This is a genomic window from Spirillospora sp. CA-294931, from assembly GCF_050946795.1.
Taxonomy (GTDB): domain Bacteria; phylum Actinomycetota; class Actinomycetes; order Streptosporangiales; family Streptosporangiaceae; genus Spirillospora.
In genome coordinates this window covers 5,696,503-5,716,900 of the sequence record NZ_CP192006.1, presented here as the reverse complement: position 1 = coordinate 5,716,900, position 20,398 = coordinate 5,696,503, and the positions used below count along the sequence as shown (strand labels likewise).

General features: G+C 73.0%; 20 protein-coding genes. 11 read left to right on the top strand and 9 right to left on the bottom strand.

Annotated elements, in window-relative coordinates; all coding sequences use genetic code 11:
* Positions 1-52: 52 nt before the first annotated feature.
* Complete coding sequence (gene hisF / locus ACQPY4_RS25870; RefSeq protein WP_433324932.1) at positions 53-814, top strand: imidazole glycerol phosphate synthase subunit HisF; 762 nt, start codon at positions 53-55, stop codon at positions 812-814.
* 17 nt (positions 815-831) lie between these two features.
* A complete protein-coding gene (locus ACQPY4_RS25865) occupies positions 832-1,686 on the top strand; it encodes an ATP-grasp domain-containing protein (RefSeq protein WP_433324930.1) in 855 nt (284 codons plus the stop codon).
* On the opposite strand, the gene ACQPY4_RS25860 is transcribed toward ACQPY4_RS25865, so the two are convergent.
* Positions 1,667-2,068, bottom strand: coding sequence for a PPOX class F420-dependent oxidoreductase (locus ACQPY4_RS25860; protein WP_433324928.1), 402 nt, complete (start codon positions 2,066-2,068; stop codon positions 1,667-1,669). The two genes, ACQPY4_RS25865 and ACQPY4_RS25860, sit on opposite strands and share 20 nt — an antisense overlap.
* A gap of 17 nt (positions 2,069-2,085) precedes the next feature.
* Positions 2,086-3,807: a CocE/NonD family hydrolase gene (locus tag ACQPY4_RS25855; protein ID WP_433324926.1), complete on the bottom strand. Its 1,722-nt coding sequence runs from the start codon at positions 3,805-3,807 to the stop codon at positions 2,086-2,088.
* A 329-nt stretch (positions 3,808-4,136) separates the two neighbouring features.
* On the opposite strand from ACQPY4_RS25855, the gene ACQPY4_RS25850 reads away from it, so the two are divergent.
* Positions 4,137-4,727 (top strand): hypothetical protein, encoded by a 591-nt coding sequence (locus ACQPY4_RS25850; protein ID WP_433324924.1) that lies wholly within the window; start codon positions 4,137-4,139, stop codon positions 4,725-4,727.
* A 1-nt stretch (position 4,728) separates the two neighbouring features.
* Here ACQPY4_RS25850 and ACQPY4_RS25845 read toward each other — a convergent pair whose 3' ends face one another.
* The 7 genes from ACQPY4_RS25845 to ACQPY4_RS25815 all read right to left on the bottom strand — a co-directional run bounded on the left by ACQPY4_RS25845 (position 4,729) and on the right by ACQPY4_RS25815 (position 13,010).
* Complete coding sequence (locus ACQPY4_RS25845; protein ID WP_433324922.1) at positions 4,729-5,874, bottom strand: acyl-CoA dehydrogenase family protein; 1,146 nt, start codon at positions 5,872-5,874, stop codon at positions 4,729-4,731.
* 17 nt (positions 5,875-5,891) lie between these two features.
* Positions 5,892-7,082 carry a winged helix DNA-binding domain-containing protein gene (locus ACQPY4_RS25840; RefSeq protein WP_433324920.1) on the bottom strand — a complete coding sequence of 397 codons (1,191 nt, stop codon included), beginning with the start codon at positions 7,080-7,082 and terminating at the stop codon, positions 5,892-5,894.
* A 46-nt stretch (positions 7,083-7,128) separates the two neighbouring features.
* On the bottom strand, positions 7,129-7,428 hold the full coding sequence (locus tag ACQPY4_RS25835; RefSeq protein ID WP_433324918.1) for a hypothetical protein: 300 nt from the start codon (positions 7,426-7,428) through the stop codon (positions 7,129-7,131).
* A 147-nt stretch (positions 7,429-7,575) separates the two neighbouring features.
* Positions 7,576-7,971, bottom strand: coding sequence for a hypothetical protein (locus ACQPY4_RS25830; RefSeq protein ID WP_433324916.1), 396 nt, complete (start codon positions 7,969-7,971; stop codon positions 7,576-7,578).
* Positions 7,972-8,051: 80 nt separating this feature from the next.
* The gene (locus ACQPY4_RS25825) at positions 8,052-9,317 is read right to left on the bottom strand and encodes a hypothetical protein (protein WP_433324914.1); all 1,266 of its coding nucleotides are present in this window, start codon (positions 9,315-9,317) and stop codon (positions 8,052-8,054) included.
* 124 nt (positions 9,318-9,441) lie between these two features.
* Complete coding sequence (locus ACQPY4_RS25820) at positions 9,442-11,223, bottom strand: ABC transporter ATP-binding protein (protein ID WP_433324912.1); 1,782 nt, start codon at positions 11,221-11,223, stop codon at positions 9,442-9,444.
* The gene (locus tag ACQPY4_RS25815; protein WP_433339024.1) at positions 11,220-13,010 is read right to left on the bottom strand and encodes an ABC transporter ATP-binding protein; all 1,791 of its coding nucleotides are present in this window, start codon (positions 13,008-13,010) and stop codon (positions 11,220-11,222) included. Before ACQPY4_RS25815 ends, ACQPY4_RS25820 begins: the two co-directional genes overlap by 4 nt.
* A 927-nt stretch (positions 13,011-13,937) precedes the next feature.
* Between ACQPY4_RS25815 and ACQPY4_RS25810 the strand changes: the two genes are divergently transcribed.
* From ACQPY4_RS25810 to trpA, 8 genes are all read left to right on the top strand, one after another.
* Positions 13,938-14,144 (top strand): cold-shock protein, encoded by a 207-nt coding sequence (locus ACQPY4_RS25810; protein WP_018657218.1) that lies wholly within the window; start codon positions 13,938-13,940, stop codon positions 14,142-14,144.
* Between the two features lie 102 nt (positions 14,145-14,246).
* Positions 14,247-14,633, top strand: coding sequence for a phosphoribosyl-AMP cyclohydrolase (gene hisI, locus ACQPY4_RS25805; RefSeq protein WP_433324910.1), 387 nt, complete (start codon positions 14,247-14,249; stop codon positions 14,631-14,633).
* On the top strand, positions 14,630-15,235 hold the full coding sequence (locus ACQPY4_RS25800; protein WP_433324908.1) for a Trp biosynthesis-associated membrane protein: 606 nt from the start codon (positions 14,630-14,632) through the stop codon (positions 15,233-15,235). Before hisI ends, ACQPY4_RS25800 begins: the two co-directional genes overlap by 4 nt.
* Positions 15,232-15,900 (top strand): response regulator transcription factor, encoded by a 669-nt coding sequence (locus ACQPY4_RS25795; RefSeq protein ID WP_433324906.1) that lies wholly within the window; start codon positions 15,232-15,234, stop codon positions 15,898-15,900. Before ACQPY4_RS25800 ends, ACQPY4_RS25795 begins: the two co-directional genes overlap by 4 nt.
* A 270-nt stretch (positions 15,901-16,170) precedes the next feature.
* Positions 16,171-16,587 (top strand): DUF2752 domain-containing protein, encoded by a 417-nt coding sequence (locus tag ACQPY4_RS25790; RefSeq protein WP_433324904.1) that lies wholly within the window; start codon positions 16,171-16,173, stop codon positions 16,585-16,587.
* Positions 16,588-16,673: 86 nt separating this feature from the next.
* Positions 16,674-17,498 carry an indole-3-glycerol phosphate synthase TrpC gene (gene trpC, locus ACQPY4_RS25785; RefSeq protein WP_433324902.1) on the top strand — a complete coding sequence of 275 codons (825 nt, stop codon included), beginning with the start codon at positions 16,674-16,676 and terminating at the stop codon, positions 17,496-17,498.
* A gap of 100 nt (positions 17,499-17,598) precedes the next feature.
* Complete coding sequence (gene trpB, locus ACQPY4_RS25780) at positions 17,599-18,831, top strand: tryptophan synthase subunit beta (protein ID WP_433324900.1); 1,233 nt, start codon at positions 17,599-17,601, stop codon at positions 18,829-18,831.
* Positions 18,828-19,637 (top strand): tryptophan synthase subunit alpha, encoded by an 810-nt coding sequence (trpA, locus tag ACQPY4_RS25775; RefSeq protein WP_433324898.1) that lies wholly within the window; start codon positions 18,828-18,830, stop codon positions 19,635-19,637. The genes trpB and trpA overlap by 4 nt, the downstream gene beginning before the upstream one ends.
* Positions 19,638-20,398: the final 761 nt, after the last annotated feature.

Genomic DNA, 20,398 nt, shown 5'->3' with positions numbered 1-20,398 from the left:
CGTGTGGGGGGACGACCCCCCACGCCCCCCGGGACACAAGGAGGCTTCGCCGATGAGTGTCGCGGTGCGAGTGATTCCCTGCCTGGACGTCGATGCCGGGCGGGTGGTCAAGGGTGTCAACTTCCAGAACCTGCGCGACGCGGGCGACCCGGTCGAGCTGGCCCGCCGCTATGACGCCGAGGGCGCCGACGAGCTGACCTTCCTCGACATCACCGCCTCCAGCGGCGACCGCTCCACCACCTACGACGTGGTGAGCCGCACCGCCGAGCAGGTGTTCATCCCGCTGACCGTCGGCGGCGGCGTCCGCACGGTCGACGACATCGACCGGCTGCTGCGCGCGGGCGCCGACAAGGTCTCGGTGAACACCGCGGCCATCGCCCGGCCGGAGTTCCTCCGCGAGGCGGCCCACCGGTTCGGGTCGCAGTGCGTGGTGCTGTCGGTCGACGCCCGCCGCGCGGCGGGCACACCGTCCGGCTTCGAGGTCACCACGCACGGCGGCCGCGAGGGCACCGGCATCGACGCCGTCGAGTGGGCCGCCCGCGGCGCCGAGCTCGGGGTGGGCGAGATCCTGCTGAACTCGATGGACGCCGACGGCACCAAGAACGGCTTCGACCTGGAACTGCTGCGCCTGGTGCGGGAGACCGTCTCGGTCCCGGTGATCGCCAGCGGTGGCGCCGGGGCGCTGGAGCACTTCGCGCCCGCCGTCGGCGCGGGCGCCGACGCGGTGCTGGCCGCCAGCGTCTTCCACTTCGGCGAGCTGAAGATCTCGCAGGTCAAGGACGCCCTGCGCGAAGCGGGCCACCCCATCCGGTAGAAGGAGCACCTCCCCTCATGACCGTTGCCTTCGCCACCTTCGCCGCGATGCCCGAGGGCAACGCCGAGCTCCCCCTGCTCCGCGAGGCCCTGCGCTCGGGCTTCGGCATCGAGTCCGCCGTGACGCGCTGGGACGACCCGCTGGCCGACTGGTCCGCTCATGAGCTGGTGGTCATCCGCTCCACCTGGGACTACACCACCCGCCTCGAGGAGTTCCTGGGCTGGGCCAGGGCCGTCCCCAGGCTGGCCAACCCGGTGGACGTGGTCCGCTGGAACACCGACAAGCGGTATCTGCGCGACCTCGCCGAGGCCGGCGTCCCGGTCGTCCCGACCCTGTGGGACCCGGCCGATCTGCCGTCGCGGTGGCCGGACCTGGTCATCAAGCCCGCCGTGTCCGCCGGTGCGCGGGGCACCGCGCGGTGGGGGCCCAGCCAACGCGAGCGTGCCCGGGCCCACCTGCGCGAACTGCTCGGCGACGGCGAGACGGTCATGGTGCAGCCCTACCTCACCGGCATCGACACCGAGGGCGAGACCGCGCTGCTGTTCTTCGACGGCGAGTTCAGCCACGCCGCCCGCAAGGGGCCGATCCTGGCCGAGGGCACCGGCGTCGCGGAGGAGCCGCGCGGCGGCGACATGTCGCCCGCCACCGCGGCCCCCGAACAGCTCGCGGTGGCGCGGCGCGCTCTGGCGGCCGTCCCGCACGGCGCCGATCTCCTCTACGCCCGCGTCGACCTGGTGCCCGGCCCGGACGGGACGCCGGTCGTCCTGGAGCTGGAGCTCACCGAGCCCGACCTGTTCCTCGACCACGCCCCGGGCTCGGCCGACCGGTTCGCGCGGGCCATCGCTGCCCGGGTCACGGGAGCGTCCGCCTGAGGACGCCCTCGGTGCCGGGCTCGACGCCCCAGCTGAAGATCAGGCGGGGGTGGATGCGGATGATCTCGGGGCTGAAGGGAGAGCCGGGCGGGGTCTCGACGCTGAGCGCCTCGGCCTCGCCCCGGATCTCCAGGCCGCGCACGGTCCACGGCTGCCGCGAGACCAGGTCGTCGATCACCAGGGCGACCCGGGGGTTGCCCTTGACGTTGCGGTACTTGCGGGTCTTCCCCATCGAATAGCCGCGGATGTCGATCGACCCGGTCTCCTCGTTGTAGAAGACGCCGACGGGGTTGTTCTGCGGGTCGCCGTCGGGCCCCACGGTGGCCAGACGGGCCAGGGGCTGGTCTTCGAGATAGGCGCGTTCGTGTTCGGTAAGGCTCATGACGCCATCCTTGATCCTCAACCGCGATCGAGGTCAAGCGGTGCGCCCTGCTCCTCCTCGGCCTCCGGATCGTGGACGGCCGCCTCGGGCGAGCGCTCGACGACCGGCAGCAGGATCGCCGACGGATGGTCGGGGTCGTGGAAGACCTCCTGCTCGGCCGGGACCATCTCCCGGGCCGTGGCCAGCGGCTCGCCGGTGCCGGGGTTGGTCGCGACCTTCGGGTAGGCGCCGCTGGCCACGTGCACCCGGATCCGGTGACCGCGCCTGAAGCGGTGGGCGGTGGGCCACAGGTCGACCGCGACCCGCCTGACCCCTTCGGTGCCGACGGGCTTGTCGCCCGCCGCGGGCAGCCGCAGCCCGCCTTCGCACACGTTGCGGGACGTCCCGTCGGGCGCGACGTCGCACAGCCGGACGATGAAGTCGGTGTGCTCGCGGTCGGAGCGCACGAACAGGTCGGCCATGACCGGGCCGATCACGTCCAGGTGGTCGCCCAGCGGCGCCGTGGTGAACACCAGGACGTCCCGGCGCTTCTCCAGGGGCCGGTTGTCGACCGGCTTGGAGCTGCCCAGCAGCGTCGGCCCGCCCAGCGCGGGCGTCGGGTCGGCCGGGTCGAACCGGTAGGCGCTCGGCGGCCTGTCCTGCGGGCCGTCCACCCCGAGCCCGGCGCTCGCGTGCAGGTGGAAGCGCTCGTGGCGCACCCCGGGTGGCGGCCAGTCGCGGTAGTCGCGCCACTCGCGCGCCCCCGTGACGTAAAGCCGGACGGGCTCGGCGCGCAGGCCCGAGGGGTCGCCGCGCAGGTGCGCGCGGAACCACGCGAGGGACTCGCGGAAGGAGACCACCGCGTGGCGGGCGTCGGCGTGCCACCACGGGCCGATCGTCAGGTAGGGGCGGTGCCCGCCCGCGCGCAGCGCCAGGTAGTCCTTCAGCTCCCACGGCAGGAACACGTCGTACCAGCCGCCGAGCATCGTCACCGGCGCCCCGACCTGGCCGACGGTCCCGCTGAAGTCGCGCCTGAGCCAGTAGTCGGTGCCGGTCTGGTGGTGGGTGAGCAGGTCCTGGTAGAACCGCATCGGCGCGCCGCCGGTCAGGACGTCCAGCTCGGCCAGCGGGCGTCCCGAGCGGGCCGCGCGCAGGGCGCGCCGCCGCGACAGCAGCGCCGCGTTGAGCACGCCGAGCGGCTGGTGCTGCCGGTGGGTGAGATCGGTCCAGCTCAGCGTCGACTCCAGCGCGAACGAGCCGCCGACGTACGCCGCGTCCCGGAACGAGGACGCGGTGATCTGCAACGACATCGCCTTCAGCTCGGGGCCGGCCTCCGCGGCCAGGGCCCAGGCCGAGTAGCCGAGGTAGCTGGCGCCGTACGCGGCGAACGTGCCGTCGAACCAGGGCTGGTCGCGCAGCCACGCGACCGTGGCCAGGCCGTCCTCGTGCTCGTCGCCGAGCGGGTCGAACTCGCCGCCCGACCCGAACGTCCCGCGCGCGCTCTGCACAAGGAGCTGGAACCCGAACGGCACGAACGGCAGGCCGTTGATCATCGACTGCGGCCCCCGGCGCCCGTAGGGGGTGCGCACGAGGATGGTCGGGCGGGGCCGCTCGGCCCCGTTGGGGATGTAGCGGTCCGCGAGCAGCGTGACGCCGTCGGGCATCGGCACGCGGAGGTCGCGCTGGACGTGATAGCGCCGGAACGTGCGGGGGCGGGGGAGACGAAGCGGCGGAGCGGGTAGTCGGTTCCTCAGAGCCATTTCTCTACTCCAGAACGCCGGACGTCCCCGGCGGGGGCGGGAGTGCGTCGGCCGGATCGACGGGCTACTACCTAGTAACGGTAACCGCCCGGCACCCGGACCCGCACCCGCGTTAACCGGCCGCGATCACCATCCAGGGCTCGTCCACCCCCTGTGACCAGGTCTCCCACCACTCCGGACCAGAAGGTCTCGTTCCCGTATTCGTCCCGCCAGACCCACAGACGCGACGTCACACGATGCGACTCGTACTTGTCAGTGGACTCCCCGATGGAGTTCCGGCCTCCGGCGTGCCAATATTCGATCAATTGAGACGATCGGGGGAGCACGAGATGTGGCCTAACGCGCCTACGGGCCCGCCGCCCCCTCGTCCGCGCGTCCGGCCGCACGGCGCGTGGTACGCGCTGCCCGCCGTGATCGGGGTCGTCGCCGTCGTGGGGTTCCTGATCATGCTGCTCACCAACATCGGCGCCTCGAACGCCGCCGACCGGCCCCCGGCGACCGGCGATCCGGAGACCGGCATCAGCCTCGACGTCACCGGCGGCCACAAGTACCTGATCTACGCGCGTCAGTCGGACTCGGCCCCGTCCTCCTGCTCGCTGTCGACGGACGGCGGACCGGCCGAGCCGGTCACGCTGTCCAAGAAGAGCCCGCTCAGCGCTCCCGACCACAAGTCCTACCGGTACGTCGTGAGCTTCGAGGCGCCCGAGTCGGGGACGATCAAGCTCACCTGCCGTGGCGCCGACGGCCAATTGCTGGTCAGGCCGGACGACACCGCGCACGTCGTCCTCGGGTTGTCGGTGCTGGGCGCGCTGGCCGGGGTCGCGCTCGCGGCGGCGATCACGCTCACGCTGGCGCTGATGCGCCGCGCCTCCAAGCAGAGGGTGCGCGCCTCGGGCCATTACGGCCCGAGGCTCTACTGAGCTAGGTGTTCTTGGCCAGGTGACGGCCGATCACCATGCGCTGGATCTGGTTGGTGCCCTCGAAGATCTGCATGACCTTCGCCTCGCGCATGTAGCGCTCGACGGGGAAGTCGCGGGTGTAGCCGTAGCCGCCGAGCACCTGGACGGCGTCGATCGTGACCTTCATCGCCGCGTCGGTCGCGACCAGCTTGGCGATGGACGCCTGGCGCCCGAACGGCAGCCCGCGGTCCTTGCGGCGGGCCGCGTCGAGGTAGGTGGCGCGGGCCGACTCCACGGCGGCGGCCATGTCGGCCAGCAGGAACGACAGGCCCTGGTTGGCGATGATCGGACGGCCGAACTGCTCGCGCTCGGTGGCGTACTTGACGGCGTGGTCGAGCGCGCCCTGCGCCAGGCCGACCGCGCACGCGGCGATGCCCAGGCGCCCGGAGTCGAGCGCCGCAAGGGCGATCGGGAAGCCCTGGCCCTCCTCGCCGAGCCGCCGCTCGGCCGGGAGCCGCGCGTTGTCGAAGTGCAGCTGGGCGGTGGTGGACCCGGTGAGGCCCATCTTGCGCTCGGGCGGCCCGAACGTCAGGCCCTCCATCCGGCCGTCGGTCAGGAAGCAGCTGATGCCCCGGCCGCCGTCGTCGGACGTGCGGGCGAACAGCACGTAGAAGTCGGCCTCGCCGCCGTGGGTGATCCAGGTCTTGGTGCCCGTGACCCGGTAGCCGTCGCCGTCGGCGACCGCGCGGGTGCTCAGCGCGCCCGCGTCCGAGCCCGCGTGCGCCTCCGACAGGGCGTAGCCGCCGAGCAGCTCCCCGGCCAGCAGCTCGGGCAGCCGCTTGCGCTGCTCGGAGGACCCGTAGTTGGCCAGCGGGAAGCAGGACAGGGTGTGCACGCTGAGGCCGACCGCGACCGACGCCCACACCGAGGCGATCTCCTCCACGACCTGGAGGTAGACCTCGTACGGCTGCCCGCCGCCGCCCTGCTCTTCGGGATAGGGCAGGCCGAGCAGGCCGGAGCGGCCGAGCAGCCGGAACATCTCGCGGGGGAAGGCCGCGTCCTCCTCGGCCGCCGCGGCGCGCGGGGCCAGTTCCTTGCGGGCGAGCTCGCGGGTCAGCGCGATGAGCTCTTCGGCTTCGGGGGTGGGAAGCATCCGTTCAGCGGGCATGGCCCCATCTTCCCGGATCAGGCCGACAGCTCGCGCTCAAGGGGTGTCCGAAAACGGGGCGTGACCCTGACCTCACCCATCCAGGCCGCGACGCGGGCGGCCTCGGCGTCGACGGCGGCCCGGGCCTCGGCACCGGCGTCCTCCAGCAGCCGCACCGCGATCTCGCCGTCCGGGCGCTGGGCCCAGCCGCCCACGACGCGGCCGTCCCACCAGACCGTGGGGCCGATGTTGCCGCTGCGGTCGAACAGCGGCGGCGCGTGCTCGCCCAGGTACCACTCGCGGCGCTGCCAGCCCATCGGGGTCGGGTCGAGGGCCGGGAGCAGCGCCGCCCAGGGCTCGGGCGCGGCCACGGGTTCCAGGTCGTCGGCGTGCAGCAGGCCCGTGACGCCGTCGCCGAGATCGGCCTCGGCCAGGTCGAGGCGGGCCAGCGCCTTGTCGACGTCGCCGAAGTTCCAGCCGGTCCACCACTTGATGTCCGAGCGGGGCGCCGGGCCGAAGGCGCGCAGCCAGCGTCCGACCAGCTCGGCGCGGGCCTCGTCGATCGGGAGCCGGGGGACGCCGTCCGGCAGCCACTTCTCGATGGGCGACCAGCGGTACTGGCTGCTGATCCATGATCCGTTGGGCCGCCCGCGCACGATGCGGCCCTGGCAGCCCAGGGTGACCAGCACCCAGGTGGTGATGCTCAGGGGGCGCGAGTAGGACTTGCCGGGGGTGGGGTCGACCTTGGTGCGCAGCCGGGGCTCGGCCGCGCTGATCTGCGCCCCGGTGGCCGCGCCCAGATCGAGCAGGACGCGGTGGGCGGACGCCTCGACCTCGTCCAGCCAGGGACCGGCGTCGGGGACGACACCGGCCTGCTCGATGTACCCGGCGTAGGTGCGGCGCTGCCTGACCGCCAGCGCGTCGGCGCACGACGCCTGCAACGCGGGGACGAGCTCGACCGGCACCACGAACATGGTCCGCCGCATCGCGAGCATCCGCAGCAGGGAACGCTCCTCGTAGAGCGCGGCCTCGACGTCGGCGGGAGTCGCGGCGCCCGAGCGCGCCGCGACCGACAGGAAGACCGTCGCCGGGTCGGTCGCGTGCAACGCGACCAGCGAGCGGGCGACGCCGGTGACTCCGGCCGCGCCGCCTTCGGCCCTGGACTCGGTGGCCAATCGGTGCCGGACGGCCAGCCTGGCCCGCCGCTCCGCCGCGGTGATCGAACGCATGGGCGAATCCTATGCGCGCGGGCGGCGCGGCGGGACTCCGCCGCGATCAGCCGTTGGAGATCTTGACGACGACCTTCTCCTTGGTGACGGACTGGACGCTCACGTCGAACCCGTCCACCTCCTGCTGGCCGTCGCCCACCGGGACGGTGACGGTGGCGTCGCCGACCTTGAGCGTCACCTTCTCGCCCTCCACCTTCACCAGCTCGGCCTTGACGCCGAGGATCGAGGCGTTGGCGTCCACACCGCGGTCGAACGTCACGGTGCAGGAGTTGACGTTGCAGTCGGTCTTGGAGTTCTCGCCGCCGCACGCCGCCACCGCCGCGAGCGGCAGGAGGATCAGGGGCATGACGGCCAATTTCCGTCTAACAGGGGAGATCATGGCCGTGAGTCTAGGGCGCGGGCCCCTCGCGGGCCGCCCTCCCGGAGATGGAAATCAGGCGAACCCAAAGTAGTACCCGGCGATGACTCCGCGCCCCCGGCCCTCATACCGGCCTCAGCCGTGGTGCCGTCCGTTGAGCACCTTGCCGCCCAGCTCGGGCCGGAGCCCTTCCAGGATCTTGGGGGTGCCGACGACGACCCAGCGCGTCCCCACCAGGTAGGAGCCGCCCCAGGGCTTGGCCTCCTCCAGCCAGACCCGCTGGTGATTGTCCGTGGTGAAGTCGAGCATGACGAAGCGTCCCTTGCCCGACTGGCAGACGCCCTGGCGCAGCTCCCGCGAGGCGCGCTTGCCCGAGAGCTTGCAGTCCGCCTTGGACGCGAGCTGCTCGATCGAGGCGGGTTTGGCGGCAGCGGCGGCGTCGCCGTGCTTGGAATGCCCGCCGGACTGCCCGCAGCCCGCCGCCAGCGCCAGCGCGGCGCAGCAGGACAGCGCGGTCCTGAGGTGATGCATGGTCGGTCCTCCCGCGATGGGATGCGCGATTCGACGGGAGGTACGCGCGCGGGCCCCGGGCGGTTCAGCCGGGGACCCCGTCAGATCATGAGCCGGGCGGCGGACGCGGCGCGGACGCCCGGATCCTCGGCGGCGTCGTGGTTCAACCGCTGGAGGCGCATCCGGGTGTCGTCGGTGAGGGGCGCGGTCTCGACGGCGACCTGGCGGACCCCTTCCTCGCAGTCCCACAGGCCCTCGACGGTGTAGGCCTCGGCAGTGTGGGGCGCGGTGCGGGTCAAGGCGGTCAGGACGCGGGTGCGCAGGTAGGCGTAGGTGGACTCGGTCCACGCGGTCTTCAGCAGCGGGACGGCCTCACCGGCGCGCAACCGGCCCAGGCCCTCGATCGGGCTGGCGGCGTCGCCCCAGTCGCGGCGGCTCACGGCGTCGCTCAGCTCCGTCATCAGCAGGGGGATGTCCTGGCGCGTCCCGTAGCGGGCCAGCAGGTGCAGGCCGATGTCGTCGCACCCGGCTCTGGCGGTGGCCCATCTGCGGGCGTACGGCAGCACCTCGGGGCCGTACTCGCGCAGCGCGCGGCAGACGACGCCGCCCAGCTTGCCGGGACGGCGCGGCAGGATCTCCTCGGCGAGGTCGAGCAGGCCGGGCGCGCGGCGGCGGCCCAGCTCGAACACGGCCGCGACGGCGCCCTCGTCGCCGCGCCTGGCCAGTTCGACCAGCTCCTCTTCGGGGCGCTCGTCGCGCGCACCCGGGGCCGGACGCGACGTCAGGCGGGTCCTGGCGGTCCGACGCCGGTGGTCGACGGCGGCCGCGATCCTGGGCTGGCGGGCGGCCCACGACTCCAGCACGGGGTTGGGCGGCGCCATGACCAGGTGCATCAGGGTGTCCTCGTCGCAGCGCCCGGCGACCAGCTCGTCCAGGCCGACGGCCAGGACGGGGTCACCGATGGCCATGAGGGCCTCCAGGGCGTCGTACCAGTGGGTGCCCTCCTCGGCGTAGCGCCGCAGCGGAACGGCCGCCTCGCGGCGGCTGAGCCGCGCCATCTCGGTCAGCACCTGCAACGCGAGCAGCACCCGGCGGCCGTCGGTGTCCGCCTGGTCCGCCTGGTCCGCCTGGTCCGCCTGGTCGGCCGGGTCGAACAGATGCTCCACCACGGGGCCGATCGGCAGTTCGAGGTCGACCATCAGGCGCGCGTAATAGAGGTCCCGTGTCTCGCACTGCGGGTCCCAGCGTGGATCCCTGCGAATGCAGTCGTAGACGTACTCGCCCGAGCCCGGACGGTCGGCGGCGCGCCGCGCCGCCCTGCCCAGGCCCCGCTGGAGTTGACCGTGCAGAGTGCTCGCTGATTCCATCAAGACCTCGTTACTCACCCCAGCAGAATGCGCACTCGACCAGATATCGGGCAAGTGCTTTAGCGTGCGGATGTCGGGAACGAGACGAGCACGACACCGGCGAAACCTCCCGTTGAGACCGTTCTCACAGCGTCCGCTGGGAAATCCAGCTCTCGTGCAGGTCGGCGTAGACCCCCGGGCGGCCGACCAGCTCCGAGTGCGGCCCCCGCTGGACGATCCGTCCCGCGTCGAACACGATCACCTCGTCGGCGGCCTCGGCCGTGGAGAGCCGGTGCGCGATAGCGATCGCGGTGCGGCCGCGCGTCACGCCGTCCAGCGCCCGCTGGATCCTGACCTCGGTGGCCGGGTCGACCGCCGAGGTCGCCTCGTCCAGCACCAGCAGGTCCGGGTCGGCGAGGTAGGCGCGGGCCAGGGCCACCAGCTGCCGCTCGCCCGCCGACAGCGACTCCCCGCGCTGCCCGACGGGCGTCTCCAGACCCCGGGGAAGCCCCGCCAGCCAGTCGCCCAGCCCCAGCTCGGTCAGCGCGAGCAGGATGTCGGCGTCGGTGGCGTCCCGCCTGCCGTAGCGGATGTTGTCGGCCAGCGACGCGTCGAACAGGAAGCCGTCCTGCGGCACCATCACGATCCGCTCGCGCAGCGAGGAGAACCTGATCCGGTCCAGGGGGACGCCGTCCACCAGCACCCGGCCGGACACGGGGTCCATCAGCCGCGTCAGCAGCTTGGCGAAGGTGGTCTTGCCCGACCCCGTCTCGCCGACGATCGCGACGCGCGAGCGCGGGGCGATCGACGCGCTGACCCCGTGCAGGACGGGAGGCCCTCCCGGGTAGGCGAACCCCACGTCCTCGAACCGGACCTCGATGGGGCCGCGCGGCAGCACCTGACCGTCGTCACCCGGGTCGGCGACGTCCGGCTCGGTGTCCAGCACCCCGAGCACCCGCCGCCAGCCCGCGATGGCGTTCTGCGCCTCGTTCAGCACCTCGGTCGCCGTCTGCATCGGGCTCACGAACAGCGTCACCAGGAACAGGAAGGCCACCAGCTTCCCGGCGGTCAGATGGCCGCCGATGCCCAGCAGCGTCCCGGCGACCACGACCCCGGCGGTCGCGAGCGCCGCCACCAGCTCGGTGGAGGGGAAGGTGAGCGCGACCAGCCCCTGCGCCCGGGTCTGGGCCCTGCGGGCCTCGTCCACGGTCTGGTCGACCTTCTCGGCGGTGCGCTCCTCGGCCGCGTGCGCGCGGATCACCGAGGCGCCCACCACCGACTCGCTCACCGCGGCCAGCAGGTCGCCCATCCGCTCGCGCACCCGGGTATAGGCGGCTGAGATCAGCCTCTGGAACCAGCGCAGCGCCAGCATCAGCGGCAGGAACGCCGCCCACACCAGCAGGGCCAGCGGCCACGAGTAGACCGCCATCAGCACGCTGGCCACCACCAGCTGCCCCAGCGACACGATGATCATCAGCCCGCCCCACTGCATGAACTGGCTGATCTGGTCGACGTCGCCGGTCACCCGCGACACCAGCGCGCCGCGCCGCTCCCCGCTCTGGGTCAGCATCGAAAGGTCGTGCACGTGCCGGAACGCCTTGACCCGCAGCGAGGACAGTCCGGACTCGGTCGACTTGTAGAGCCGCACGTTCATGCAGTACGCGCTGACGGCGGTGGCCAGCACGGCCAGCGCGCACAGCAGCGCGGTGTTGCGGATGAACGCGACGTCGGGGCCGCCGTCGGCCGTGATGCCCTTGTCGATGGTCTGCTGGACGGCGATCGGCACCACGATCCGCCCGGCGGTCGCGACCAGCGCGAGCACGAGCGTCCCGGCCAGGCCGGCCTTGAACTCGGGGCTGAGGGCGATGCCGCGCCGCAGCGTGCTCAGCGCGCCCTCGCGCGCGGCCACCTCACTGAGTGCGGTCACGCCCGCGCCTCCTCTTCCTCTTCCTGCTCGTGGATGAGCTCCTGCTCGGCCTCGGCGCGCTCGTAGGCGTTGACGAGGTTCCGGTAGCCCTCAGAACGTTCCAACAGCTCGGCGTGCGGCCCCCGGTCCAGGACCCGGCCGCGCTCCATGTAGACCACCTCGTCCGCCAGGGCGATCGTGGCCTTGCGGTAGGCCACCACGACGACCGTGCCGCGCGACTCCCGAAGGCTTCGCAGAATGCGCGCCTCGACCTGGGAGTCGACGCTGGACGTCGCGTCGTCCAGCACCAGCAGCCGGGGCCGCCTGACCAGGGCACGGGCCAGGGCCAGCCGTTGCCTCTGGCCGCCCGACAGCGTCGCGCCGCGCTCGCCCACCCGGGTGTCGAGCCCATCGCCGAGCGCGGCCACGAACCCGTCGGCCTGCGCCAGGCGCAGCGCCTCCCAGATCCGCTCGTCGGGCAGGTCGAGCCCGAGTGTCACGTTGCCGCGGACGGTGTCGTCGAACAGGAACGTCTGCTGGGGGACCAGCGCCGCCGTCTCGGCCACGCCGCCGCGCTCGATGTCGCGCACGTCGACCCCGTCCAGCAGGACCGCGCCGTCGGCCGGGTCGACCAGCCGCACCAGCAGGGACGTGAGCGTCGACTTGCCCGAGCCGGTCGGCCCGACCACCGCGAGCGTCTTCCCGGGCCCGGCGTCGAAGGACACGTCGTGCAGGACGTCCCCGGGAGGCTCGCCGATGTCGTCGGAGGAGGCGTAGCCGAACCGGACCTTGCTGACCTCCAGCGCCGCCGCGTTGCCGTCCCCGGGCCGCTTCTCGCCGTAGGGGAGCGAGCCGCCCTCGTCCAGGACGCTCCGCACCCGCCGCCAGCCCACCACGCTGCGCGGCACCTCGGCCAGGACCCAGCCGAGCGCCCGGATCGGCCAGGCCAGCAGCGTGAACAGGTACGCCACCTGCACCAGGTCGCCGGCCGTCATGGCGCCCGCGTCCAGCCGCATCGACCCGACCAGCAGGACGGCCAGCACCCCCAGGTTGGGCAGCGCCTCCAGCAGGGGGTCGAACATGCCCCGGACCCGCCCGACCCGCACGTTGGCGTCGCGCAGGGCCTCGGCCGTGGCCCGGAAGCGCTCGGTCTCCGACTCCTCGCGGCCGAGGGTCTTGACCACCAGGCCGCCCTCGAAGCTCTCGTGCGCCACCTCGCTGACCTCGGCGCGCAACTGCTGCGCGCGGGTCGCGACCGGGGCGAGCCGCCGCTGGTAGACGACGTTGAGCAGCGCGATGGCCGGGAAGACCAGGAAGCCGACGATCGCCACGGTCAGGTCCGTCAGCACGATCGACACCGCCGAGATCACCAGCATGACCACCACGCCGACGGCCATCGGCAGCGGCGCGAGCGGCGCCCAGGACGCCTCCACGTCGGCGTTCGCGTTGGACAGCAGCTGCCCCGTCGGGTGGCGGTGGTGCCAGGCCAGGGGGAGCTTCAGGTACTGGCGCGTGACGGCACGGCGGTAGGTCGCCTGCATCCGGTACTGCATGAGGCCCGCGTAGAAGCGGCGTCCGGCCACTCCCAGCGCCTTGAGCGCCGCGACGCCGATGATCGCCAGCGCGGCCGCGGTCAGCGCCCCCGCCGTCGTGTCGCCGGACCTGAAGGCGGGCAGGACCGTCTCTTCGGTCACCCAGCCGAGAACGCTGGCGGTGGCGACGGTCATGGCCGCGTACAGGGCGCTGGCCAGCACCGAGATGGTGAACGGCCGGGGCTCGGTCCTGATCGCGACCGCGAGGACCCCCATCCCCTCTCTCAGGACGTGGTGATGGGCGTCTTCGGAACCTGCTGGCACGGGGGTTCCTCCTGATGGGGTCGTCGATGGCCCCCGGGGGGGCCGGGGTTGGGGCGCGCTATTGATTACCAGATGGGACGTCCACTTATTCCTGGGGACCGTGGCCGGACCGCCCGGGCGACCTGTACGGGACGGCGGCCACAAGCGGAGCATCGCGGCCAGGAGCGGACACGAGCGCGCGCGGGCCGCGACTCGGCGCCCTAGTCCGGGCCATGGGGGAGTGGGCGCCGGAGAGCTTCATCGCGGGAATTCGGGTGTGGACAAAAGTGCCAAGAGTGTCGAGTTCTTTGTTCACCACGGTGCCATCACGCGTGCACGATCCCCCTTGAGCCGCCACGGGCCGCGACAGGGCCCCGGAACTGCGGCGATGACGGTGAAAATTCGCGTGATATGTCCTTAAAAAAGTGTCCATGGAGCACGGCTCGGCTGCCTCCTCGGGAAGGGCGGGCTGACCGCTCCGCGAGGCCACAGTGCCACTGTGCGGGGGCTTCGAGCCGTCCGCGAGCACGCCCCCGCGAGGGCGAGTTCCCCGCACGGCCCCCGGGACGACCGGCGGCGCATGACAGGGGTTGACCGGATCCGACGGAGCTGTCAAGAGCCTGGACGAGATCCGACGCGACCTTTAACGGGCTGGTAACGGGCGGGTTCGCCGAGAGGCGAATCGCGATGGCTCTTGATCCTCCGCTTTACGCGGAAGCGGTGATACGGTGGGGCGCGTCGGTTGCAGTCGTGGTTCTCGATCGTTTCACTGGACGCCCGCGGACTGATGGCAGCGGGCGTTTTGGCTTTTCCGGGTCCGTACGGGAGGCGAGAGCGTTCCGCAGTGACCGCGCCGGGCCCGCGAGGTGTGGGCCCACGTTTTGCCGCAAGGAGAAAGACATGCCCCAGCAGGGCACCGTGAAGTGGTTCAACGCCGAAAAGGGCTTCGGATTCATCGCCGTCGACGGCGGCGGGCCGGACGTCTTCGTGCACTACTCGGCGATCCAGTCCTCCGGATACCGCACCTTGGACGAGAACCAGCGCGTTCAGTTCGAGGTGACCCAGGGTAACCGGGGTCCGCAGGCTGACCAGGTCGTCCCCCTGTAACACCCGTAGCCGTACTTCAGGGCCCGCACTCCCGGCCAGGGGTGCGGGCCCTGTCGCATCCCCGGAGCGCGGCCGAAGCGGCCACCCGGCAGAATGGAAGCCATGTCCGCTCGACCGTCCAATCTGGACCCAGAAATCGCCGCCCGCCTCAAGCGCACCGCCGACGGCCTCGTGCCCGCCATCGCCCAGCAGTACGACACCGGCGAGGTGCTCATGCTCGGCTGGATGGACGACGAGGCCCTGCACCGCACCCTCACCACCGGCCGCTGCACCTACTGGTCCCGCAGCCGCCAGGAGTACTGGGTGAAGGGCGAGAGCTCCGGCCACCAGCAGTGGGTCAAGTCGGTCGCGCTCGACTGCGACAAGGACGTCGTCCTGGTCAAGGTCGACCAGGTCGGCGGCGCCTGCCACACCGGCGACCGCACCTGCTGGGACGCCGACGTCCTCGACGCCGTCGTGGGCGAGCGCCCCGCAGAACAGACCGGATGACGCCCGCCCGCGAGCGCGGCCTGACCGCGCTGCTGTGCGCGGCGGGCGCCGGGCTCGCCCTGCTGGCCGCCGGGCGCCCCTGGGCGACCGTGCGCGCCGGCGACGCCATCACCCCGTTCGCACAGGAACTCACCGGACGCGACCTCGGCGGTGTCGCCGGGGCCCTGGGCTGGGCCGGGCTCGCCGGGCTCGCCGCGCTGTTCGCCACCTCCGGCCGGGTCCGCTCCGCCGTCGGCGTGCTGCTGGCGCTGTTCGGCGTCGGCATCGCCTACACCTCGGCGTCCAGCGTCCGGCAGGAGCACGTCGTCTCCACCGCGGGCGAGGAGAGCGCCCTGATCCGCCTGGCGCGCGACACCTCGACCGACGTCTCGCTCTGGTGGACGGTCTCGCTGGCCGGGGGAGTGCTCCTGGCCGCCGCCGGACTGGTCACGGTGCTGCGCGGCGCCCGCTGGCCGGGCATGTCCGCCCGCTACGAACGCGCGCGCGGCGCCGCCGTCCCGGCCGGACGCTCCCGCACCGCGCCGGACGACGACCCGTCCAGCCTCTGGAAGTCCCTCGACCAGGGGGACGATCCGACCCTCGGGGACGACCGGCGCCCATGAACACCGAGAGCGGCGGCCTCGTCCTGGTCGTCGAGCACGATCCCGCCGTGGCCGAACTCCAGCGCCGCTACCTCGCCCGCGAGGGCTTCGAGGTCGAGACCGAGACCGACCCCTCGCGGGCCGCCGCCGCGGTGATCCGCTTCCGGCCGGATGTGGTCGTGCTCGACCTGTCGACCGCGCCCCTGCCCGCCGACCTGTTCCGCCGCGTCACCGACACCGCCCGTCCCGCCCCGGTGGTGGCCGTGACCGACCCGGTCGACCCGGGTGTGGCGCGCTCGCTGGGCGAGCACCACGTCACCCGCCCGTTCGGCCCCCGCGTCCTGGTCGGCGCCGTCGCCGACGCCCTGCGCCGCGCCGGACCCGGCGCGCCTCCCGGCGTCCTGCGCGCGGGCCCGGTCTCCCTCGACGCCCGCGGCCGCACCGTCACCGTCGCCGACCGCTCCGTCGCGCTCACCGTCACCGAGTTCGACCTGCTGGAGTTCCTCATGGGCAACGCGGGCCGCGTCTTCACCCGCGAACAGCTCCTGGAGGCCGCCTGGGGCCCCGGCGCCGGCGCCGGAAGCCGCACCGTCGACGTCCACATCGCCCAGCTCCGCGCCAAACTCGGCGAAGGCAGCCCCATCCGCACGGTAAGAGGCGTCGGCTACGTCCTCGACAGTATTTAAGAAATCCCGGCCCACCTGCGCTCGCCTGGCGGCTGTGTTCACTGAAACCCCGGCCCACCTCCGCTCGCCTGGCGGCTGTGTTCACTGAAACCCCGGCCCACCTCCGCTCGCCTGGCGGCTCGCTTCGGTGACCGTGATTTTGCGATTGCTGCATCGCTTCGCGATCTCGCCGGGGAAGCGTCGCCTTCGGCTCGCTTCCCCGCTCATTAACGCAATCGCGCGCGGGCTGAGGTCGGCGCGGGGTGGGCTTACGCTGGGGATGTGGGTCGGATGACTGGAACGCTGGTCGGGCGACGGCGGGCGTTGGCGGGGCCGCTGGCGGTCCTTGGCGGGCTCGGGGCCGGGGTGCTGCTGGTGGCGGTCGTTGATCCGCATGAACCGGGGCACTATCCGACGTGTCCCTCGCTGGCGCTGACGGGGCTCTACTGCCCCGGGTGCGGGGGACTGCGGATGGTCAACTCGCTCGCGCACGGGGACGTGGGGGCGGCCTTCGGGCACAACCAGCTGGCCTTTCTCATGCTCGGTGTCGGGGCTTATGTCCTGGGGCGCTGGACGTACTCGGCTGCTGTGGGACGGCCCATGCGCACGGTCCTTTCTCGTCCTGCGGTGCTGGTCTCGATGCTTGCGGTCGCGGTGGTCTTCGCGGTCGTCCGAAATCTGCCCTTCGCTGCCGTTCTCGCCCCCTAAGTGACGGGGGTCCGGGGCCGAGTTCAAGGGGTGTCGGAGGGGGCGGCTACGATCGGTGCACGGACCGACCGGAGGGGGCCCAGCGCTTGAGCGAGACACACGGCGGCAGCGTGCTCGACGAGATCATCGAAGGCGTCCGGGCCGACCTCGCCGAACGGCAGCGAGCGGTGTCCCTCGACGCCCTCAAGGAGAAGGCCGCGGCGGCCCCGGCGGCCCGCGACGCGCTGGCCGCGCTGCGGGGGCAGGGCGTCTCGGTGATCGCCGAGGTCAAGCGCAGCAGCCCCTCCAAGGGCGCGCTCGCCGCGATCGCCGACCCGGCCGCGCTGGCCCGCGACTACGAGTCCGGCGGCGCCAAGGTGATCAGCGTGCTGACCGAGCGCCGCCGCTTCGGCGGCAGCCTCGACGACCTGGCCGCCGTCCGCGCCAACGTCGACATCGCCGTCCTGCGCAAGGACTTCATCGTGACCTCCTACCAGCTGTGGGAGGCACGGGCCCACGGCGCCGACATGGCGCTGCTGATCGTGGCCGCCCTCGACCAGGACGCGCTGGTCTCGCTGGTCGAGCGGGCCGAGTCGATCGGGCTGCTCCCGCTGGTCGAGGCGCACACCGAGGAGGAGGCCGCCCGCGCGGTCGAGGCGGGCGCCAAGGTCATCGGCATCAACGCGCGCGACCTGAAGACGCTCCGGGTCGACCGCGGCGTGTTCGCCCGCGTGGCGCCGCTCATCCCCAAGGACATCGTCAAGATCGCCGAGTCGGGGGTGCGCGGCCCGCACGACCTGCTCGCCTACGCCTCGTCCGGCGCCGACGCCGTCCTGGTAGGCGAGAGCCTGGTCACGGGCAAAGACCCGCGCGCTGCGGTCGCCGACCTGGTCGCGGCGGGCGCCCACCCGGCGCTTCGCCAGGGCGGGTAACCTACGGTCATGCTTCTCGAACCGCTGCGCGAGCGATGGCGGGCCCGGTCTCTCTTCCGCTGACCGGTAGCCCTTCGAGCACGACAGGACGATCCTTTTCATGACCATCGACAGCGCGCGCAGTTCCACTGTGCCCGACGCCTCCGGCCACTTCGGCGTCTTCGGCGGGCGGTTCGCCCCCGAGGCCCTGATGGCCGCGCTCGACGAGCTCGACCGCGAGTTCGCGGCGGCCCGCGACGACGCCGCCTTCATGGCCGAGCTGAACGACCTGCTCAAGAACTACGCCGGACGTCCCAGCCTGCTGACCGAGGCCAAGCGCTTCGCCGAGCACGCGGGCGGCGCCCGCGTCCTGCTCAAGCGCGAGGACCTCAACCACACCGGCTCCCACAAGATCAACAATGTGCTGGGGCAGGCGCTGCTCACCCGGCGGATGGGCAAGCGGCGCATCATCGCCGAGACCGGCGCCGGGCAGCACGGCGTCGCCACCGCGACCGCCGCCGCCCTGCTCGGCCTGGAGTGCACGGTCTTCATGGGCGAGCTCGACACCGAGCGCCAGGCGCTCAACGTCGCCCGGATGCGGATGCTGGGCGCCGAGGTCGTGCCCGTGCCGACCGGCAGCCGCACCCTCAAGGACGCCTGCAACGAGGCGTTCCGCGACTGGGTCGCCACCGTCGACCACACCCACTACTGCGTCGGCTCCACCATGGGCCCGCACCCGTTCCCGATGATGGTCCGCGAGCTCCAGCGGGTCGTCGGCGTCGAGGCCCGCGAGCAGGTCGTCGCGCTGGCCGGCCGCCTGCCCGACGCCGTGGTCGCCTGCGTCGGCGGCGGGTCCAACTCCATCGGCGCGTTCCACGCCTTCATCCCGGACGAGTCCGTCCGGCTGTGCGGGTTCGAGGCGGCGGGCGACGGCGTCGAGACGGGACGCCACGCCGCGACCATCACCGGCGGTTCGGTCGGGGTCATCCACGGCATGCGCACCTACCTGCTCCAGGACGACGACGGCCAGACGATCGAGTCGCACTCGATCTCCGCGGGCCTCGACTATCCCGGCGTCGGCCCCGAGCACTCCTGGCTGCACGACACCGGCCGCGCCACCTACCGGCCGATCACCGACGCCGAGGCCATGGACGCCTTCGCGCTGCTGTGCCGCACCGAGGGCATCATCCCGGCCATCGAGTCCGCGCACGCGCTGGCCGGTGCGATCAAGGTCGGCCGCGAGCTCGGGCCCGACGCGGTGATCGTGGTCTGCCTGTCGGGCCGCGGCGACAAGGACATGCACACCGCCGCCAACTACTTCGGCCTCATGCCAGAAGGGGGAGAGGCCAAGTGAGCGCCACCGCCACCGCCTACGCCAAGGCCAAGGCCGAGGGGCGCGCCGCGCTCGTCGGCTACCTGCCCGCCGGGTTCCCCAGCGTCGAGGGCGCCATCGAGGCCGCCCGCGCGATGGTCGGCTCCGGCTGCGACGTCATCGAGATCGGCCTGCCCTACACCGACCCGATGATGGACGGCCCCACCATCCAGGACGCCGTCCACCGGGCCCTGGTCGGCGGCGCCCGCGTCGCCGACGTGTTCCGCACGGTCGAGGCCGTGGCCGCCACCGGCGTGCCCACCCTCGTCATGACCTACTGGAACCCCGTCGACCGCTACGGGGTCGAGGCGTTCGCCCGCGACCTGAAGTCCGCGGGCGGCGCCGGGCTGATCACCCCCGACCTCACCCCGGAAGAGGCGGGCCCCTGGCTGGAGGCCGCCGACGTCCACGACCTCGACAAGGTGTTCCTGGTCGCGCTCAGCTCCACCGACGAGCGCATCGAGAAGATCGTCAAGGTCTGCCGTGGCTTCGTCTACGCTGCCTCGCTGATGGGCGTCACCGGCGCCCGCAAGGCCGTCGACACCGGCGCGCCGCGCCTGGTCGAGCGCACCCGGGCGATCATCGAGAAGCAGGGCCTCGACCTCCCGGTCGGCCTCGGCCTCGGTGTCGGCGACGGCGCCCAGGCCGCCGAGGTCGCGGGCTTCGCCGACGGCGTGATCGTCGGTTCGGCCTTCATCCGCCGGATCCTGGACGCGCCCGACGCCGCCACCGGCCTGGCCGGCATCCGCGAACTGGCCTCCGAACTGGCAGCGGGCGTCCGCGCCTGAGGCGGCCCACATCCACGAAGCGCCCAAGCACGCGCGGCCGCCCCGTCCGCGCGTGCTTGCCGTCGCCGCGCGTACACCGCCTCCCACCCTCGACCACGCCACCCCGCCCCCGCCCGGGCCCACACCCGCACACGAACGCCCGCCCACCCGCGCCCGACCGGCCCCCTCGGAGCCCTGCGCGCCCGGCCACCCGCGCCCGGCCACCCGCGCCCGGCCACCCGCGCCCGGCCCGGGTCCCTCGGGGCCGTGCGTGTTCGGCCACGGGCGTCCGGCCACCCGGGCCCCGTCCACCGGGCCCCGTCCACCGGGCCCCGTCCACCGGGCCCCGTCCACCGGGCCCCGTCCACCGGGCCCCGTCCACCGGGCCCCGACCATCCGCGTCCGGCCATCCGCGTCCGGCCCGGGTCCCTCGGGGTCGTGCGCGTTCGGCCACCCATGTTCGGCCACCGGCGTCCGGCTACCGGGCTTCGGCCACCGGCGTCCGGGCCACTGGCGTCCGGACCACCTGCGTCCGGCGCCCGCGTCCGGCCACCGGGCTCTGGCCATCCGCGCCCGGCCCGGGCCGTGCGTGTTCGGTCATCCGTGTTCGGCCACCGGGCTTCAGCGTCCGGCCACTGGGCTCTGGCCATCCGCGTCCGGGCATCCGTGTTCGGGCGCCTGCGTTTGGCCGGGGTCCTTGGGGCGGTGTGTGTTCGAGGATGCGCGGGCGGGGGGTGTACGGGCGCGCCGGGGAGCGAGATCCTACGCGGAACTTATGCGGG